The organism is Luteibacter sp. RCC_6_2, assembly GCF_041360655.1.
GTDB lineage: Bacteria > Pseudomonadota > Gammaproteobacteria > Xanthomonadales > Rhodanobacteraceae > Luteibacter.
The window spans coordinates 131,957-150,882 of sequence record NZ_JBFUPQ010000004.1; the positions used below are offsets into that span (position 1 = coordinate 131,957).

14 protein-coding genes, 1 tRNA gene and 1 riboswitch are annotated in these 18,926 nt (G+C 66.8%); of the genes, 6 read left to right on the forward strand and 9 right to left on the reverse strand.

Annotation, left to right across the window (positions count from 1 at the left end; translation table 11 throughout):
* The first annotated feature begins 34 nt into the window (after nt 1-34).
* Nucleotides 35-1,180, forward strand: a complete 1,146-nt coding sequence (locus AB6730_RS05480) for a sugar ABC transporter permease (RefSeq protein WP_371022645.1) — start codon at nt 35-37, stop codon at nt 1,178-1,180.
* A gap of 162 nt (nt 1,181-1,342) precedes the next feature.
* Here the strand turns inward: AB6730_RS05480 and AB6730_RS05485 are convergent, their stop codons facing one another.
* From AB6730_RS05485 to AB6730_RS05500, 4 genes are all read right to left on the reverse strand, one after another.
* Nucleotides 1,343-1,861 carry a DUF4142 domain-containing protein gene (locus AB6730_RS05485; protein WP_371022646.1) on the reverse strand — a complete coding sequence of 173 codons (519 nt, stop codon included), beginning with the start codon at nt 1,859-1,861 and terminating at the stop codon, nt 1,343-1,345.
* A gap of 318 nt (nt 1,862-2,179) precedes the next feature.
* Nucleotides 2,180-3,400 (reverse strand): methionine adenosyltransferase, encoded by a 1,221-nt coding sequence (gene metK, locus AB6730_RS05490; protein ID WP_306850936.1) that lies wholly within the window; start codon nt 3,398-3,400, stop codon nt 2,180-2,182.
* Nucleotides 3,401-3,545: 145 nt separating this feature from the next.
* The gene (gene metE, locus AB6730_RS05495; protein WP_371022647.1) at nt 3,546-5,837 is read right to left on the reverse strand and encodes a 5-methyltetrahydropteroyltriglutamate--homocysteine S-methyltransferase; all 2,292 of its coding nucleotides are present in this window, start codon (nt 5,835-5,837) and stop codon (nt 3,546-3,548) included.
* A gap of 193 nt (nt 5,838-6,030) precedes the next feature.
* Nucleotides 6,031-6,247, reverse strand: a riboswitch (cobalamin riboswitch).
* A gap of 47 nt (nt 6,248-6,294) precedes the next feature.
* Nucleotides 6,295-7,275, reverse strand: a complete 981-nt coding sequence (locus AB6730_RS05500; RefSeq protein ID WP_371022648.1) for an aldo/keto reductase — start codon at nt 7,273-7,275, stop codon at nt 6,295-6,297.
* A 587-nt stretch (nt 7,276-7,862) separates the two neighbouring features.
* Here AB6730_RS05500 and fusA point away from each other — a divergent pair.
* The 4 genes from fusA to AB6730_RS05520 all read left to right on the forward strand — a co-directional run bounded on the left by fusA (nt 7,863) and on the right by AB6730_RS05520 (nt 12,064).
* Nucleotides 7,863-9,935: an elongation factor G gene (gene fusA / locus AB6730_RS05505; protein ID WP_371022649.1), complete on the forward strand. Its 2,073-nt coding sequence runs from the start codon at nt 7,863-7,865 to the stop codon at nt 9,933-9,935.
* Nucleotides 9,936-10,008: 73 nt separating this feature from the next.
* Nucleotides 10,009-11,199: a molybdopterin molybdotransferase MoeA gene (locus tag AB6730_RS05510; RefSeq protein ID WP_371022650.1), complete on the forward strand. Its 1,191-nt coding sequence runs from the start codon at nt 10,009-10,011 to the stop codon at nt 11,197-11,199.
* On the forward strand, nt 11,169-11,729 hold the full coding sequence (locus AB6730_RS05515; protein WP_371022651.1) for a molybdenum cofactor guanylyltransferase: 561 nt from the start codon (nt 11,169-11,171) through the stop codon (nt 11,727-11,729). Before AB6730_RS05510 ends, AB6730_RS05515 begins: the two co-directional genes overlap by 31 nt.
* Nucleotides 11,726-12,064: a hypothetical protein gene (locus AB6730_RS05520; RefSeq protein ID WP_371022652.1), complete on the forward strand. Its 339-nt coding sequence runs from the start codon at nt 11,726-11,728 to the stop codon at nt 12,062-12,064. Before AB6730_RS05515 ends, AB6730_RS05520 begins: the two co-directional genes overlap by 4 nt.
* A gap of 4 nt (nt 12,065-12,068) precedes the next feature.
* Here AB6730_RS05520 and fdhD read toward each other — a convergent pair whose 3' ends face one another.
* The 4 genes from fdhD to AB6730_RS05540 form a co-directional block, all read right to left on the reverse strand.
* Entirely contained in the window at nt 12,069-12,866 is a 798-nt protein-coding gene (gene fdhD / locus AB6730_RS05525) for a formate dehydrogenase accessory sulfurtransferase FdhD (RefSeq protein WP_371022653.1), read from the reverse strand.
* A gap of 61 nt (nt 12,867-12,927) precedes the next feature.
* The gene (locus AB6730_RS05530; RefSeq protein WP_371022654.1) at nt 12,928-15,264 is read right to left on the reverse strand and encodes an FdhF/YdeP family oxidoreductase; all 2,337 of its coding nucleotides are present in this window, start codon (nt 15,262-15,264) and stop codon (nt 12,928-12,930) included.
* Nucleotides 15,265-15,476: 212 nt separating this feature from the next.
* Complete coding sequence (gene dusB / locus AB6730_RS05535; RefSeq protein WP_371022655.1) at nt 15,477-16,463, reverse strand: tRNA dihydrouridine synthase DusB; 987 nt, start codon at nt 16,461-16,463, stop codon at nt 15,477-15,479.
* A 23-nt stretch (nt 16,464-16,486) separates the two neighbouring features.
* The gene (locus tag AB6730_RS05540) at nt 16,487-17,539 is read right to left on the reverse strand and encodes a permease (protein WP_371022656.1); all 1,053 of its coding nucleotides are present in this window, start codon (nt 17,537-17,539) and stop codon (nt 16,487-16,489) included.
* Nucleotides 17,540-17,724: 185 nt separating this feature from the next.
* Between AB6730_RS05540 and selD the strand changes: the two genes are divergently transcribed.
* A complete protein-coding gene (gene selD / locus AB6730_RS05545) occupies nt 17,725-18,765 on the forward strand; it encodes a selenide, water dikinase SelD (protein WP_371022657.1) in 1,041 nt (346 codons plus the stop codon).
* 54 nt (nt 18,766-18,819) lie between these two features.
* Here the strand turns inward: selD and AB6730_RS05550 are convergent.
* Nucleotides 18,820-18,915, reverse strand: a tRNA-Sec gene (locus tag AB6730_RS05550).
* Nucleotides 18,916-18,926 lie beyond the last annotated feature (11 nt).

The window sequence follows — 18,926 nt, forward strand, 5'->3', positions numbered from 1 at the left end:
CGAAAACCATTCACGCGTTACCAGGGAAGCCTTCATGCAGGCCCAGAAAGTCCAGCAACTGTTCGTCCGCTACAAGATCCTCGCCCTGCTCATCGCGGTGGCGATCATCTGGGTGTTCTTCCACCTGAAGACCGAATCGGCCTTCATCACGCCCGGCAACCTGTCCAACCTGTTCCGGCAGATGGCGATCACCGGCATGCTCGCCTGCGGCATGGTGTTCATCATCATCGCCGGCGAGATCGACCTTTCCATCGGGTCGCAACTCGGCCTGCTCGGCGGCGTGGTGGCGATCCTCACGGTGAACCAGGGTTGGGGAACGTGGCCGGCGATCTTCGCCGTGCTCGGGCTCGGCCTCGTCATCGGCGCCTTCAACGGCTTCGTCGTCACCAAGATGCGGGTGCCCTCGTTCATCGTCGGCCTGGGCGGCATGCTGGCCTTCCGCGGCATCGTGCTCTACATCACCGGCAGCTCGACGATCGCTCCCGCGCCGGACGACCTGATCGCGTTGGGCCAGGGCTTCGTTCCGCCGGCGCTGTCGCGCTGGATCGGTGCCGTGATCTTCCTCGCGATGATCGCCCTGACCGTGCGCCGCCGCCTTCGCCGTGGGAAGCTCGGCCTGCAGCAGGGCGCGTTGTGGGTCGATATCGCCCGCCTGGTGGCCATCGGCGCCTTCATCTTCGGCTTCGTGCGCATCCTCAACGACGCCAACGGCATTCCCATCCCGGTGATGATCCTGCTCGGCCTGCTCGCCGTGTTCACCTATGTGTCCACGCAGACGGTGTTCGGCCGGCACATCTACGCCGTCGGCGGCAACATGGAAGCCACTCGCCTGTCCGGCGTGAACGTGGCGCGTGTGAAGCTGGTGGTGTTCGCCCTGATGGGCCTGATGTGCGCCTTCGCCGGCATCATCACGGTGGCCCGCACCGGCTCGGGCTCGCCCTCCGCCGGTACCGGCGGCGAACTCGACGCCATCTCCGCCTGCTTCATCGGTGGCACGTCGATGCGCGGTGGCTCGGGCACGGTCTATGGCGCCCTGATCGGCGCCCTGGTGATGGCCAGCCTCGACAGCGGCATGCAGCTGATGGACGTCGATAATTCATGGCAGATGATCATCAAGGGCGTGATCCTCGCCCTGGCCGTCTGGGTGGACGTCCTCTCCGGCTCCAACCGCAACGCCTGATTCCAGGCATCGCCTGACTCCAAAGCATCGCCGACAGGGTCGGCTCCCACCAGGTCGCCGCAGACTGGTGGGAGCCGCTTCAGCGGCGATGGGTGCTGGCGAAGGCATCGCCGCTGAAGCGGCTCCCACAGGGGTGGCTTCCACAAGGTCGCTGCGGGACGGTCAGGGAAGCGTCTTTGCCTGCTTCAAATGATCCTTCAGCGTCGGCAGTGTCTTCTTCGCGAAGGCCTTGAGCTGGTCGTTCGAGCCCTTCTCGATCTCCACCTCGAAGATCGCCACGGCCTTCTGGTGGTCGGCGACCATCAGCTTCGCGTATTCGCGATCGAAATCGGCACCGTGCAGGCGCGATAGCGCGTCGATGCGCTTCTCGCTGTCGGGCAGGGGGTCATGAGCGATCGGGTAGCCCTTGTCGCCCATCTTCAGCGACTTGAGTTCGTCGTGCGCTTTCGTATGGTCGTCGACCATGCGCTGTGCGAACGCCTTGACCTTCGCGGACGTCGCTTGCTTCAGGGCGAGTTCGCTCGCCTGGACTTCGGCCATGCCGGACGCGGTCGCGTTCTTGAAGAAGCCCGCATCGGTGGCGGTGCCGCCGAGCGTGTCTTTTTCCTGGGCTTGAACGGCACACGAAAGCGCCATGGCGAGGAAGGTGGTGGCGAGGGCACGGACAGGACGATGAGTCATGGTGGCTTCTCCGCTGGGGACTCTTCAGGTGTCGCATCCCGGCCATGAAATGGCTGTGACCAAGTCGGAAGTGAGGTCATCAGTCAGCAGGAGGAGGACGTGCTGTAAGCCCCATGGGACACCGCTTTGGTGGTAGCCGACCCTGTCGGCGATGGGTGCTTGCCGTAGGCTGGCCCGCTGCCGCGGGATCGCCGACAAGGTCGGCTCCCACAAAAGCAAGGTCGGCTCCCACAAAGGCTAGGCCCTCACCGAAAGCGGGCTTCACAAAAGAGAACGGGCGCCTGGGCGCCCGTTCTCATGCCTTGCTGGAAGCCCCGCTTACTTGCGGCGGGCGACCGTCGCACCGAGTCCGGCGGCGTCGCGCAGGACGTCGGCCTTGTCGGTCTTTTCCCAGGAGAACGCCGTGAACGTGTTGCCGTTCTTGTCGGTGATCTCGTAGGGCTTGCGGCCGAAGTGGCCGTTCGACGCGGTCGGCTGGTACATCGGGTGGACCAGGTCGAGCATCTTGATGATGCCGTACGGACGCAGGTCGAAGTGCTTGCGGATCAGCTTCTCGATCTTCTCGTCGGGGATCTTGCCGGTGCCGAAGGTGGTCACCGAGATCGAGGTGGGCTCGGCCACGCCGATGGCGTAGCTGACCTGGATCTCGCAACGGTCGGCGAGGCCGGCGGCGACGATGTTCTTGGCGACGTAGCGAGCCGCATAGGCGGCCGAACGGTCGACCTTGGACGGGTCCTTGCCCGAGAACGCGCCGCCACCGTGACGGGCCCAGCCGCCGTAGGTGTCGACGATGATCTTGCGGCCGGTCAGGCCGCAGTCGCCCACCGGACCACCGATGACGAACTTGCCGGTCGGGTTGATGTGGAACTTGGTGCCCTTGTGCAGGAGCTTCGCCGGCAGCACGGGCTTCAGGATCAGCTCGCGCACACCTTCGATCAGGTCCTTCTGCTTCACGTCCGGATCGTGCTGGGTCGACAGCACGACGGCGTCGATGGCCACGGCCTCGCCGTTCTCGTAGCGCAGGGTGACCTGGCTCTTCGCGTCCGGGCGCAGCCACGGCAGCGGCGAGTTCTTCTTCTTGCGGACCTTGGTCTGCTGCTCGACGAGGCGGTGCGCGTAGTGGATCGCCGCCGGCATGTATTCGCTGGTCTCGTTCGTGGCATAGCCGAACATCAGGCCCTGGTCGCCCGCGCCCTGTTCTTCCGGCTTCTTGCGGTCGACGCCCTGGTTGATGTCCGGGGACTGCTTGCCGATCAGGTTCAGCACGCCGCAGGTCTCGCCGTCGAAACCGACTTCCGAGCTGTCGTAGCCGATGTCGAGGATGACCTTGCGGGTCAGCGCCTCGAGGTCGATCCACGCGCTGGTGGTGATCTCGCCCGCGACGATGGCGACGCCGGTCTTCACCAGCGTCTCGCAGGCCACGCGAGCGCGCGGGTCCTGGGCCAGGATGGCGTCCAGAACGGCGTCGGAGATCTGGTCGGCGATTTTGTCCGGATGGCCTTCGGAGACCGACTCGGAGGTGAAGAGGTAGTTGCTCATCGCGGGGATATATCCTTCTTTACGGATAAAGAGATAAAGGGCGCGCCATGATACACGCCTCCGGGTCGGTTTGCAGGGGGAAGGGTAGCGCCCGGGAGTGACGATTGCATGGATGTTCAGGGCGCGCCCACCGGCCCGCGCCAGGTCAGGCGGCCGCGCCCAGCCGTTGGCGTGCCGCCTTCGCCACCGTGACCATGGCCTTCAGCGCCGCGGCGACCTCGGGCCAGTCGCGGGTCTTGAGGCCGCAATCGGGGTTCACCCAGAGCTGGTCGGGACGCAACACCTGCAGCGCGCGGGCAAGCAGGCCGGCCATCTCGCCCTCGGTGGGAACGCGGGGGGAGTGGATGTCGTAGACGCCGGGGCCGATGCCGTTCGGGTACTGGAACCGTGTGAAGGCATCGAGCAGTTCCATCCGCGAGCGGCTGGTTTCGATGGAGATCACGTCGGCATCCATCGCCGCGACCGCCTCGATGATGTCGTTGAACTCCGAGTAGCACATGTGGGTGTGCACCTGGGTCGCGTCACTGACGCCACCGGCGGTGATGCGGAACGCCTCCACCGCCCACGCGAGATAGCCGCCCCACTCGGCGCGACGCAGCGGCAGGCCTTCGCGCAAGGCGGGTTCGTCGATCTGTACGATGCCGATGCCCGCTCCTTCGAGATCGCGCACCTCGTCGCGCAAGGCGAGTGCGATCTGCCGGCAGACATCGGCGCGGGGCAGGTCGTCGCGCACGAACGACCATTGCAGCATCGTCACCGGACCGGTGAGCATGCCCTTCATCGGTTTTTTCGTCAGCGATTGCGCGAACGCGGACCAGGCCACGGTCATCGGCGCGGGCCGTGCCACGTCGCCATAGACGATCGGAGGCTTCACGCAGCGCGAGCCGTAGCTCTGCACCCAGCCGAATGACGTAAAGGCATAGCCGTCGAGTTGTTCGCCGAAATACTCGACCATGTCGTTGCGTTCGGGCTCGCCATGGACGAGCACGTCGATATCGGCCTCCTCCTGGAACGCGACGGCGCGACGCACTTCATCGCGCAGGATGGCGTCATACGCCTCGTCGTCCAGTTTGCCTGCGCGATGCGCGGCGCGGGCGACGCGGAGGGTCGCGGTCTGCGGAAACGAACCGATGGTCGTCGTCGGCAGGTCCGGCAGGCCGAATCGTTCACGCTGCACGGCCGCGCGGAACGGATACCCCGAGCGGCGGCGGCCGAACTGCGCCGTGAGCTGGCGAACGCGTTTGCGTACCTCGTCACGCACGACCCCGGGCGCGTCCTGTCGCCCGGCGATCAGCATGGCCTGGTGCGCGAGCGCTTGCCGGGCGACCTCGTCGCCCTGGACGGCGTCGGCGTAGCGGCGTAGTTCGGCGATTTTCTGCCGGGCGAACGACAACCATGTCGCGAGACTTCCCGGCAGGCGTTTTTCCTCGTTGGCGTCCAACGGTACGTGCAGCAAGGAGCAAGACGTCGACAACCATAAGCGCTCGTCGCCAAGGCGATCACGTAGCGTCTGTATGCGGGGAAGGATGATCGACGGATCGCTCAACCAGATGTTGCGTCCGTCGAGCACACCCGCCGAGAGGACACGGTCGGCCGGCAACGCGGCGAGCACCGCGTCGAGTTGCTCCGGTGCACGTACGAGATCGACGTGCAGGCCGGCGACGGGCAGCGACATGGCGAGTTCGAGATTGCCGTCGAGTGGACCGAAGTAAGTCGCGACCAGTACGCGTAGCCGCGACTGCGTGGCGATCCACGCATAGGCGCGGCGAAAGGCATCACGCGTGGCATCGTCGAGATCGAGCGCCAGTACGGGCTCGTCCACCTGCACCCACCCGGCACCTTCGTCGGCAAGGGCGTCGAGCACGCCGAGCCAGGCGGGTAGGAGCGCATCGAGGAGTGCCAACGGGTCGCTGCCATCGGCCGCCTTGGCGAGGTACAGGAAGGTGATCGGGCCGAGCAGTACCGGACGTGCGATATGTCCCGCCGCGACCGCTTCGCGATATTCGCCCACCACCTTGCCGGGCCGGGCGGCGAACCTCTGGCCCGCCGACACTTCGGGGACGATGTAGTGGTAATTGGTGTCGAACCACTTGGTCATTTCAAGCGCGGGCAGGTCGACGCGATCGTCCTGCCTGCCGCGTGCCATGGCGAAGTAGCCGCCCAGCGGATCGATATCGTGAAGCGGTCGGTAGCGTTCGGGAATGGCGTCCACCATGACCGCCGCATCGAGCACGTGGTCGTAGAGCGAGAAATCATTCACTGGAACGCTGTCGGCACCCGCGTCCCGGGCGAGCGCCCAGTGTCGCAAGCGCAATTCACGGGCGATATCGAGTAGTTCTTCGGTGCCGATGTTTCCCTTCCAATGACTTTCGAGCGCGCGCTTGAGCTCGCGGCGGCGACCGATACGGGGAAAACCGGGGTAGGTGACGTGTGGCATGACTGTTCCTCTTCGCAAAGAAAGAGGAGGGAAGGGCGGCTTGTCGCATGACACGGACGTCGCCCGGTAACCCCATGGGCGATGCCTGGGTCATGAGGGTTTGCCGTCGACCTTCGCCCCCGCGGGCGAACCGGGCCGCGTCCCGGAAGGAGGCGACGGCCCAGGCCGGACGGAGCGACGCACCCATGACGGCGCGTTCGTTCCGGCTGGCGGCAGGTCTTCGGGCTCGTGGATGTGACGCCGGGGCGTCTCCTCCCCCGCCGCTTCCCGGATCGCCATCGATCCAGTGCCTGTGACGGGTTCGTCTCCACATACCGCTGCGGGGCAGCGCCGGATTCCCACCGGCTTCCCTCTTAGCTTTATCTTCCTATTCGAATAGAAAGATAAAGACCGCTAACGAGCGGCAAATTAGCCCTCTGGACGTCCAAAGTCAATGCGGGGGAGGGACAGTGGTCGCTTATTCGAAGCCTGCGACGGGATGCGGGCCGTAGGCGGCTTCCAACGTCGCCGTCTCTTCCGGGCTCAGCACGAGATCGATCGCCGCCACGGCGTCGTCGAGGTGATGGGGCTTGGAAGCGCCCACGATGGGTGCGGTGATGCCATTGCGGTGAGCGACCCATGAGAGGGCGACCTGCGCTCGCGGCACGCCGCGCTCCTCGGCGACCTTCTTCACCGCCGCGACGATCGCCTTGTCCGACTCGGCGGTCGCGTTGTACAGCGTGCTGCCGAAGACGTCGCTCTCCTGGCGGGTGCTGGTTTCGTCCCAGTCGCGCGTGAGGCGGCCGCGTGCCAGCGGGCTCCACGGGATGACCGCGATGCCCTGGTCGATGCAGAACGGAATCATCTCGCGCTCTTCCTCCCGCTGGAGCAGGTTGTAGTGGTCCTGCATGCTCACGAACTCGGTCCAGCCGTGGAGCCGAGAGGTGTAGACCATCTTCGCGAATTGCCATGCATACATGGACGACGCGCCGAGGTAGCGCACTTTTCCCGCCTTCACCAGGTCGTGCAGCGCTTCGAGCGTCTCTTCGACCGGCGTGGTGTGATCGGCGCGGTGGATCTGCAGAAGGTCGATGTAATCGGTGCCCAGACGCTGAAGGCTGTCGTCGACGGAATGGAAGATGGCCTTGCGCGAAAGACCGCCGCCATTGGGCCCCTTGCGCCAGTGGAAGTAGGTCTTCGTGGCGATCACGACTTCGTCGCGCCTCGCGAAATCCTTCAGCGCGCGCCCGACGATTTCCTCGGACGTGCCATCGGAATACGCGTTCGCGGTATCGAAGAAATTGATCCCGAGATCGAGCGCCTTGCGGATGAAGGGGCGGCTTTGTTCCTCGTCGAGCGTCCAGGCGTGGTTGCCGCGCTCGGGCACGCCGTAAGTCATGCAGCCAAGGACCAGGGGGGAAATGTCCAGGCCGGTACGGCCGAGTTTGACGTAGCGCATGCGGGACTCCAAGACACGTATGGATGGGGCGGTATCCGGACCCGGATACATCGGTAACCACATACTGTAAATGTCGGCAGCCCCGTCGATCATGACAATCGCGTCATGTGAAAGGCGAGCATCACGACACGGAAGCGAAGGTACCGGGTCCCCTTGAAACCGACCCAGGCGTCCCTATCTAGGAGCCCAACGCGAAGACGACGCACCTTGCCGGTCAACCGGCCCGGGCGTAGCATTCGCCTCCTGTCACGAGAGCCAAGCCATGTTCCGCTGCAAGCACGATTTGATGCACGTCCCACCGATCGCCCCATGGGCGCGTCGCGGGTGCGCGCGTTCCGTGCCTGGCGGAGCTTCGTCGTAAGACGTCGCACCGGCTGCCAGGAACACCGAAAGCACCCGCAAGGGTGCTTTTTTTTGTCTCGAATTTCCTTGTGAACCCACCTTTTGGAGCAGCGTGCCATGAAGAACTGCCGCGACCCCCGATCCTGACCGTCCCGCTCAGCCAGGGGCGGCGGTAAACGGATCGGGGAGTGCCTCGCTCGAGATGACATCCGAGCCCCTGGCGACCCCATCAGGAACTGTTAGCCATGAGTACCACCCGCGAAACCCAGATCCCCGTCGGCCGTTGGCGCAACCTCGGCATCATCGCGCACGTCGACGCGGGCAAGACCACGCTCACCGAACGCCTGCTCTACAAGACCGGCACGATCCACCGTACCGGCGAGGTGCACGATGGCGCCACCACCACCGATCACATGGAACTCGAGCGCGAGCGTGGCATCACGATCGGCGCCGCTGCCGTGCGCGCGAACTGGACGCCGGAAGGCGGCCAGCCGCATCGCCTGACCCTGATCGATACGCCGGGACACATCGACTTCGCGATCGAGGTCGAGCGCTCGCTGCGCGTGCTCGATGGTGCCGTCACCGTGTTCTCCGGCGTGGCCGGCGTGCAGCCGCAATCCGAAACCGTCTGGCATCAGGCGCGCCGGCACGGCGTGCCGCTGATGGCGTTCGTCAACAAGATGGACCGCCCGGGAGCGGACTTCGATGCGGTGGTCGGGCAGATGCGCGACAAGCTCGGTGCGAACCCATGGGTGGTGGCGCGCCCGATCGTCGAAGGCGAACACATGACGGGCCTCGTCGACCTCGTGGCGGAACGCACCTGGCGTTTCGACGAGGCCGGCACGCGCGCGGTCCAACCGTGGACGGAGAGCGAACGCGCGGTGTATGCGGACGCGCGTGCCGAACTCGTGGCCGCCGTGGCCGATCGTGACGACACGCTGGCCGAGCTCTGGCTCGCCGAGCAGCCGATCGACGCGGCGGCGCTCACGGCGGCGCTTCGACGCGGCACGCTCGCGGGTGCCGGCTCGCCGGTACTTCCGGGCTCGGCGTTCCGCAACGTCGGCATCGAACCGCTGCTGGATGCGTTCGTCGCGTACCTGCCGTCGCCGCTGGATCGTCCGGCCGTGGTCGGCCATACCGACGAAGGCGACCTGATGGTCGCGCCCGATGCGGACGCGCCGTTGGCGGCGCTCGTCTTCAAGGTGGTCAACCAGGCGCACGGTCCGCTGGCCTTTATCCGGGTGTACTCGGGCCGGTTGAGCGTCGGCGACGCCGTGTGGCGTAGCGGTACCGATCGTGTGCAGCGGATCGGCCGGCTTGCCGTCGTGCGTGCCGAAGACACCGAGGCGGTGGATGCCGCCGAGGCGGGAGACATCGTCGCCATCGCGGGCTGGAAAGACGTGGCGACGGGCGAGACGTTGTCCGATACGCACCGCCGCGTACGGCTGGAGACCATCCAGGCGCAACCGGCCGTGCTGTCGTGGCGGCTGTCGCCCGAGCGTTCCGCCGACCTGCTCAAGCTGGGCAACGGTCTTGCCCGCCTCGCGCAGGAGGACCCGTCGTTCCGCGTCGGCACCGATCCGGACACCGGCGAAACCCTGGTCTGGGGCATGGGCGAACTTCACCTGGAAGTGATGGTGGAGCGCCTGCGCCGCGAGTGGGGCGTGCAGGTGCGCACGGGTTCGCCGCGCGTGGCTTACCAGGAAACCCCGGCGGCCGCGTCCGGCGCCGTGGAGGGCAAGCTCGCCAAGCAGACCGGCGGCAGCGGCCAGTTCGCACGCGTGGTGTTGACGGTCACGCCGACCGGCGAGGAGAGCAACCGCTTCGAGGACCGCACCACGGGCGGCGTCATTCCCAAGCAGTTCCAGGCGGCGGTGGAAAAAGGCGTCGCCGCGGCGCTGGTGGAAGGGCCGCGAGGCTATCCCGTGGTGGGCGCGGCGGTCGTCGTGCTGGATGGGCAGGCCCATGCCGTGGATTCGAACGAGACCGCCTTCCATCGCGCAGCGCAGATCGCGGTGAAATCGGCGCTGGAAGCCACGGGCACGGTGCTGCTGGAGCCGGTGATGCGTGTGTCGGTGAGTGCCCCGGGTTCGGCGGTGGGCGATGTGTTGGGCGACCTGCAACGTCGCGGCGGGCAGATCGTCAACCTCGTCGACCGCCAGGAACGCACGGAGATCGACGCCGACGTGCCCCTGGCACAGCTCGACGGCTACAGCACCGCCTTGCGTTCGTTGAGCCAGGGGCGTGCGTCCGCCACGGTGGCGTTCCATGCCTACCGGCCGGCGGCGATGCAGGAACAGTCACGCCGTTCGGCGTGACGCGAGGCAAGGGCGGCCATGGGGCCGCCCTTTGCTCCTACACGGCTGCGTGTGGGCGGGTTACGCTTCGCCCATGATTTCCTACCCCGAAGCGCTGGCACGCCTGCTTGCCGAAGTCCGGCCGCTCGACGTGGAGCAGGTCGCCCTCGATGCGGCCCGGCGGCGATTCCTAGCGGCCGACATAGCCAGCCCGCTGGCGCTGCCCTCGTTCGACAACGCGGCGATGGACGGTTATGCCCTTCGATCTGAAGGCGACACCATCCCCGCGGGAACCGTCCGCGTCGTGGCCGCGATGCATGCGGCCGGCGACACGATCGACACATATCCGGACGCCGAAGCCTGCGAGATCGCCACGGGTGCGCGGATGCCCAAGGACTTCGATACCGTGATTCCCGTGGAGCGCTGCGAGCGGCAAGGAGGGGAGGTCCGTTTCCTTGCCGATGAGCGCCGGGGGCAGAACGTGCGCCACGCCGGAGCGGACATCGGCGAAGGAGCGCTCGCGCTCGAACGCGGACGGCGCATCGATGCCGCGGCGATCATGTTGCTCGCCGCCTTGGGTATCGATCGCGTCGATGCCGTGCGCCGGCCACGTGTGGCGGTGATCGCCACCGGTAGCGAACTCAACCCGACCGGTCCCTTGCCACCGGGAGGCATCCACGACTCCAACGGACCTTTCCTCGCCGCCAGCCTCGCGTCCTGGGGCATCGAGCTGGCCGGGCGCACGCGGGTGCCGGACGTGGGCGATGCCTTCCATGCCGCGGTAGGCGACGCACGCGCCGCCGGTGCGGATCTCATCGTTACCACCGGTGCCGTGTCCGCGGGCCGCTTCGACTTCGTTCCCGCCGCATTGGCTTCGCTCGGCGCGCGGGAACTCTTTCACAAGGTCGCCATCCGCCCAGGCAAGCCCTTGCTCGCAGCACGTTTCGATGACGGCCCGCTGGTACTCGCCTTGCCCGGCAACCCCATCGCGGTGGCGGTGGGCTATCGCTTCTTCGTCGCTCCCGTGTTGCGTGCCATGGCGGGACTCGCGGCCGAGCGTCCCACGCGCGTGACGCTGGCGACGCCATTCACCGGGCGCGAAGGCATGCGGCATTTCGCATTGGGGCACGTCGGGAACGACGCGCAAGGAAGGCAGGTCGCGCATCTCGCGGACGCGCAGGCGGCCTATCGCATCCTTCCCTATACGCAGGCGAACACCTGGCTGACTCCCGTCACCGACGACGGTGCCGACGCGTGGCCGATCGACCCGGCGGACGCCACGTGATCGTCGGGCTCGTCCTGGCTGGCGGCCGCTCGTCCCGCATGGGCGAAGACAAGGCGCTGATGCGTGTTGGCGGCCACACCTTGCTCGAACGCAGCCTCTCGGTATTGCGCGCCGCGGGCGCGGAACGGGTGGCGATCAGTGGAACGCGCGCGGGCGGGATTCCCGATCGCTGGCCCGAGGCCGGTCCCGTCGGCGGCATCGCGAGCGCGGTCGACGGACTTCCGGACGGCGAGTGGCTGGTGATTCCCGTCGACATGCCGCGGCTGCACGAGGACGTGCTCCGGCCGTTGCTTGCCGCATCCTCGCCAGCGGCCATCAGTTGGCAGGGCCACCCGCTGCCGATGCGCCTGACGATGAACGCGGCCACGCGCGAGGTACTCGCCCGAGTCATGGCGCTCACCGGACGCGAGCGCTCGGTCTTCGCCTTGCAGGAGCGGCTCGGTGCGGCGAGACTGCCGCTCGACGGCATCGATACGCGGTACCTGTTGAACTGCAACACCCCCCAGGAATGGCGCGAGGTCAACGCATGAGAGTGCAACTGGAAGACGACACCGTTCGTGTCCGCATCGACGAGGACGAGCTGGGCGAGTTGCTCGACGACATCGCCCTGCTGGGCTCGACGGCATTCGGCAAGGCATTCACCATGCGTTATTCGATCGACGCCACCGACGGGCCCGTATGCACGCTTTCCGGCAATGCCCACGAATGGCGCATGGGCGTCCCCCGCACGGCGCTGCGCGACCTGCTGTCGCGCCTGCCGAGCAAGGATGGCCTGGTCTTCGACATCCCCGGCTACGACACCGTGGCCACCACGGTGCGCTTCGACGTGGACGTGAAGGACAGCCTGCGCCGGCGCAAGGGGTGAGCGGTCAGGCGATGCGCTCGGGGCGGCTGTAGATGTTGAACCGACCCGGGCGGGCGAAGCCGAGCAGGGTCACGCCGCAATCCTCGGCCAGGTGCACGGCGAGCGCCGTAGGCGCGGAGATCGCAACCACGATGGTCATGCCGGCGACGGCGGCCTTGGTCACCATCTCGTAGCTGGCGCGGCTGGTGATCACGAGGAAACCGTCGCGGGGATCGCTGCCGTCGACGAGCATCGCGCCGATCAGTTTGTCCAGCGCGTTGTGCCGGCCGACGTCCTCGCGCACTTTCACGATCGTGCCATCCGGTGTGGCCCAGGCCGCGGCATGCACGGAGCCGGTGAAGGCGTTGATGGGTTGCATGCCGCGTAGCGCTTCGAGCGCGCGCTCGATGGCGTCGGCACTAATCACAGGGCCGGCTGCCACGGGGGCGGGATGGCGAACGACGTCTTCGAGTTCCCGACTGCCGCAAATGCCGCAGCCGCTACGGCCGGGGAGCTGCCGGGCCCTGTGGGAGCCGACTTCGTCGGCGATGGAGCCGGCGTCGACGGTGGGGTGCCCGGGCAGGCTGGCTTCGCCGCTGAAGCGGCTCCCACAGGTGCGCACATCCACCGTGATCCCTTCCAACACCTCGTGCACCTCGATATCGACGATCTCCAGCACCGTCTCCACCTTGCCTTCCGTCAACGCGAACCCCCGCGCGAAATCCTCGAGATCGTCCGGCGTCGCCATCATCACCGCGAACGGCGAGCCGTCGAAATGCATCGCTACCGGGACCTCTTCCGCGAGCCTGTCGTCGTCGGCCACGCGCAGCCCGCGTTCGACCCGCGTCACCGGCCGGGTGGCACATCCGACAGGGGGGCGGCGCTCAGGCGGCATGTTCCGCTCTCGGCCGTGCCTTGGAGGCCGTGCGCGTGGTCGAGGCTTCGATCTTCACCGGTACCGACTTGTACGCCGGCGTGCCGGAGCGGCGATCATGGCTTTCCAGCGCGATGAGCGCGTTGCCCTCGGGGTAGTACATCGCGACCGAACCCTCGGCGATGTCGTAGGCGACGGCGACGAAGCCACGCACCGAGCGCTCCTTGCCATCGGCGATGTTGGCACCGGTGGCGAAGACGTCGATGCGGTCGCCGTGCTTGAGCCCGCGTGCGGCGAGATCGTTGGCATGCATGAAAACCACGTCGCGCCGTCCCGTGACGCCACGGTAACGGTCGTTGAGGCCGTAGATCGTGGTGTTGTACTGATCGTGCGAACGGATGGTGGTCAGCATGAGGCCACCCGTTTCCAGCGGCGGATCTTCGTCGAGGCCACGCGCGACGAGGAAACGGGCACGCCGTTCAGGCGTGGCCCATTCACGCGCGCTCGCCGCCACCGGCAGGCGAAATCCGCCAGGCACGTTCACACGCTTGTTGAAGTCGCGGAAGATCGGAAAGACCTTTTCGATGTCGTCGCGGATGAGGTTGTAGTCGCCCACCAGCCTGTCCCAGTCCACCCGCGTGGCAGGCAGGGTGGCTTTGGCGATGCCGGCGACGATCCATGGTTCAGAGCGGAGGTGCTCCGAAGCCGGGGTCAGCGTGCCGGCCGAGGCGTGCACCATCGACATCGAATCCTCCACGGTGACCGACTGCGGGCCGGTGGCCTGCACGTCCAGTTCGGTCCTGCCCAGGCAGGGTAGGATGAATGATTCCTTCGCCAGGATGAGGTGCGAGCGGTTGAGCTTCGTGGCGATATGCACGGCCAGGTCGAGTTTCGCCATCGCCTCGAAGGTTTCCGTCGTGTCCGGCATCGCCACGGCGAGGTTGCCACCGAGTGCGACGAGGGCTTTCGAGCGGCCTTCGCGGATCGCGATGACGGCGGCGACGGCGTCGTGGCCATGTGCCGCGGGTGGTTCGAAACCGTAGGTGGCGCGGATGCCGTCGTTCAGCGCATCGGTGGGCTTCTCGGTGATGCCCACCGTGCGGTCGCCCTGCACGTTGCTATGGCCACGCAACGGGCAGATGCCCGCGCCGCGGCGGCCGATGTTGCCGCGCAGGAGCAACAGGTTGGCGATCTGCTGCACGTTCTCGGTGCCATGCACGTGCTGGGTGATGCCCATGCCGTAGCAGACGATGACGTTCTTCGCCTTGGCATATATGTCGGCCGCGTCTTCGACCTGCGCGCGGGTAAGTCCGGAGGCGCGTTCGATCGCTTCCCAGGACGTGTTCGCGACATCCTCCAGGAGTGCTTCGAAACCGGTCGTGTTGGCCTCGATGAACACATGGTCGACAACGCGGGGCATGCCCGCCGCGACAGCGCGTTCATCGGCGGCGACCACGGCCTTCATCATGCCTTTCAACACGGCGACGTCGCCGCCGATCTTCAGCTTGTAGTAGGTGGATGCGATGCGTGTGGATTTGCCGGTGAGCATTTCCACGGGATGCTGTGGGGACGTGAACCGTTCCAGCCCGCGCTCGGGCAGTGGATTGAGCACCACGATGGGCACGCCGCGCAGCGAGGCCTCGCGCAAGGTGGAAAGCATGCGCGGGTGGTTCGTGCCGGGGTTGTGCCCGATGCAGAAGATCGCGTCGCAGTGCTCGAAATCCTCGAGCACCACCGTGCCCTTGCCCACGCCGATCGATTGCGGCAGGCCCACGCTCGTGGCCTCATGGCACATGTTCGAGCAGTCCGGGAAATTGTTCGTGCCGAACTCACGCACGAACAGCTGGTACAGGAACGCGGCTTCGTTGGAGGCGCGGCCCGAGGTGTAGAACTCGGCCATGTCCGGGTCCGGCAGCGCACGAAGCGCCGCGCCGATACGCTGGAACGCCTCTTCCCATGCGATGGGGCGGTAGGTGTCGCTGGCGCGGTCGTACACCATGGGGTGGGTGATCCGTCCCAGCCCTTCGAGCGTGTAGTCGGACAGGTTCCACAGGTCGGCCACCTTGTTCTTCGCGAAGAACTCCGGCCGCACGCGCTTGGCCGTGGCCTCCCAGGACACCGCCTTGGCGCCGTTCTCGCAGAACTCGAACGAGGAAGTCTCCTTGGGGTCGGGCCAGGCGCAGCCCGGACAGTCGAAGCCTTGCGGCTGGTTCACCTTGTGCAGGGCGATGGACTCGCGGGCGATGGCCATCTGCCCGCTGAGCGCGCGAGCCACGGCGCCGAGCGCGCCCCAGCCGCCCGCGGGGCCATCGTAGTCGTCGATACCGGGGACAGTGTTTTCACTCATGCCCGCATCATTCTACGCCGCACCAAAAGGAGCAATAAAACCAAGGTACGGGCATCTCCTGGGGAGCCGACCTGGGCTGACCTGGTGGGAGCAGACCTGGGGGCTGACCTTGTGGGAGCCGGCCTTGTCGGCGATCCCGCGGCAGCGGGCCAGGTTGAGGCAAGCACCCATCGCCGCTGAAGCGGCTCCCACAAAAAAACGAGGCGATCGGCTTAGGCGGCGAGGGAGACGCCGGCTTCCAGGGCGTCGAAGTACTCGCGGGTCAGGCGCAGTTGGGTGGTGGCGTCTTCGGCCTGGTTGACGACGTGGCGGAAGGCGGCGTTCTCCGGACGGTCCTTGGCATACCAGCCCAAGTGCTTGCGCGCGATGCGCACGCCCATCCGCTCGCCATAGAAGGCGTACAGGTGTTCCAGGTGGCCGATGAGGATGTCGCGCACCTCACCGGGCGTTGGCTCAGGCAGGTACCCGCCGGTGTCGAGATGATGCGCGATCTCGCGGAAGATCCACGGACGTCCTTGCGCGCCACGGCCGACCATGACGGCGTCCGCGCCGGTGACACGCAGCACTTCGCGTGCCTTCGCCGGATCGACGATGTCGCCATTGGCGAGGACGGGGATCGAGACGCTCGCCTTCACCGCCGCGATGGTGGCGTATTCGGCTTCGCCCTCGTACTTGTCCGCGCGTGTACGGCCGTGCACGGCGAGCGCGGCGATGCCGGCATCCTCGGCGATGCGCGCGATGTTCAACGCGTTGCGATGCTCGCGGTCCCAGCCGGTGCGGATCTTCAGCGTGACGGGAATATCCACCGCCTTCACTACGGCCTGCACGATGCGCGCGACCAGCGGTTCGTCCTGGAGCAGGGCGGAGCCCGACCAGACATTGCAGACCTTCTTCGCCGGGCAGCCCATGTTGATGTCGACGATCTGCGCGCCGTTGTCCGCGTTGTACTTCGCCGCCTCGGCCAGCATGCCGGGATCGTAGCCGGCGATCTGCACGCTCACCGGCTCCGGCTCGCCTTCGTGGTCCATCCGGCGCAGCGACTTGGTGGTGTTCCACAGGCGCGGATCGGCCGTGGTCATCTCGGACACGGCCAGGCCGGCCCCCAGGCGCTTGCACAGGAGGCGAAAGGGTTTGTCGGTGACGCCGGCCATGGGCGCGAGCACCACGGCCGGTGCGATGGTGTAGGGACCGATGCGCATGGCATTGATTTTACACGATTCGCTCAATGCATCCCGAGCATGGCCGCCAGCGCGCCGGCGAGGATGCCGAAGCCGACCACCGCCAGCGCGACCGTCACCAGCAAGCGCAGGGGCAGGGAACGGCCCAGCATCGCCAGCGACGGCAGGCTCACCGGGGGCAGGGTCATCAGCAGGGCGGCGGCCGGGCCGCCGCCCATGCCCAGGGCGAGCATCGCCTGCACGATCGGCACCTCGCCCGCGGTGGGAATCACGAAGAGCATCCCCGCCACGGCGAACGCGGCGATCCAGTACCAGTGCTCGCCGATGTCCGGGCCGATATGCGGGAACATCCACGCGCGCGCCGCGCCGAGCAGCAAGACGATCACCAGGTATTCCGGGATGAGCCGCAGCGTCATCGTGGTGAAGATCCGCCCCCAGCGCTTGCCGACCTCCGCCAGGGACTGCGGCTCGGCTTCGGCGATCGGCGCGACGGCGGCCGTGGAAGGTTCCAGGCCGGACATGCGGTTGGCGAGATAGCCGAGTCCGAAGACCATCGGCACGCCCAGCAGCATGCGTAGCGCGGTCCAGTGCCAGCCGAGGACGAAGCCGGTAAAGACCAGGGTCGCCGGGTTCAGCATCGTATTGCCGAGCCAGAACGCGATCGAGGCGCCCAGCGAGGCTTGGTGCTTGCGCAGGCCCACCACCACCGGTGCCGCGCAGCAGGTACACATCATGCCCGGCACGCCCAAGAGGCCGCCCGCGAGGGTGCTGCCGAAGCCACGGTTGCCCAGGGTGCGCCGCACCCATTGCACCGGCAGCAGCGCCTGGACACCCGACCCCAGCAGCAGGCCCAGCACCATCGCCTTCCAGATGGCCTTGCCGTAGGCCAGCGCATAGTCGAGCGCCGCGTTCCAGGAAGGCGCCGGCGCGCTGGCCTGGTCGCCCATGAGGATCGAATGACCGATGGAATGCTGGTCCGCCGCGACGAACGCGCGGCCGTAGTACGGGTACCACTTCACGTAGAACAGGCCGGCGACGGCCAGCAACAACAACACCGACCAGCGCACGGTGCGCGCCTTTTGCAAAGCGACGGCCATAGACCCCTCCGAACAGGGTGTGACATGACGGCCCTACAGGGCACGACGTTGCCGGCCGGGAGCCGCAGGCCCGATGCGCTGCGGAGGGGCAAGACTTTCGCTGGAAGATACTTCAAGCTCCGGTAGCTTCGCTATGCTCTACGTGACCTCGCGGTTGCATCAACGGTACTTTCGCAGGATTCGCCATGACCTCCGTCCGACTGACCGAACTCGCCCACGGTGGCGGCTGCGGCTGCAAGCTCGCCCCTTCCGTGCTTCGACAATTGCTGGCCGGCAAGCCATCGGCGATGCCATTCGCGCAACTGCTGGTCGGCACCGAATCCAGCGATGACGCCGCCGTGTGGCAGGTGGACGAGCGCACCTGCGTGATCGCCACCACCGACTTCTTCATGCCGGTGGTCGACGACCCCTACGACTTCGGCCGCATCGCCGCGGCCAATGCGCTGTCCGACGTATATGCGATGGGTGGAAAACCGATCATGGCGCTGGCCATCCTCGGCATGCCCCTGGACAAGCTGGATATCGACACCGTCCGTGCCATTCTCGCGGGCGGCGAATCCATCTGCGCGGAAGCGGGTATCCCTGTCGCGGGCGGTCATTCGATCGACTCGGCCGAACCGATCTACGGCCTCGCGGCGATCGGCTTGTGCACGCCCGCCAACGTGCGCCGGAACACGGGCGCGCAAGCGGGCGACGTGCTGATCCTGACCAAGGGCATCGGCGTCGGCATCTATTCGGCGGCGTTCAAGAAGCAGGCTTTGCCGGAGGACGCATACGCGGAAATGCTGGCGTCCACCACGCTGCTCAACCGCGTCGGTCATGAGCTGGCGCAGGACGGCGACGTGCATGCGATCACCGACGTCACCGGTTTCGGCTTGCTGGGGCATGCGCTGGAACTGGCGCGGGGCAGTGGATTGCGGGTCCGGATCGAACAAGACCATGTTCCTTTCCTGGACCAGGCCGAGGCACTGGCCCAGGCCGGCTTCATCACCGGCGCATCGAATCGGAACTGGAACAGCTACGGCGATGGCGTCGTCCTGCCCACCGGTCTGCCGGACTGGCGTCGCGTCTTGCTGACCGACCCGCAGACGTCCGGCGGCTTGCTCGTGGCATGCAAGGCGGAACGGGCCGAGACGATCCTGGCGACGATCGAGGCGGCGGGCTATCCCCGCGCGCGCATCGTCGGCACGGCGATGGCCGGCGCGCCAGGCGTCGAGGTGGTCTGAAAGGACCCGAAGCCGGGTGGGAAGCGGGCTGGCCCGCGATCCGTCACGCCAGGATGGCGGAAGAGCATGGGAGTCGAACCCACCCGAGGCAGTCTGGCTGCCTCACCCGGATTTGAAGTCCGGACGTCCCACCGGGAACGATGCTCTTCCATGGATGGCGG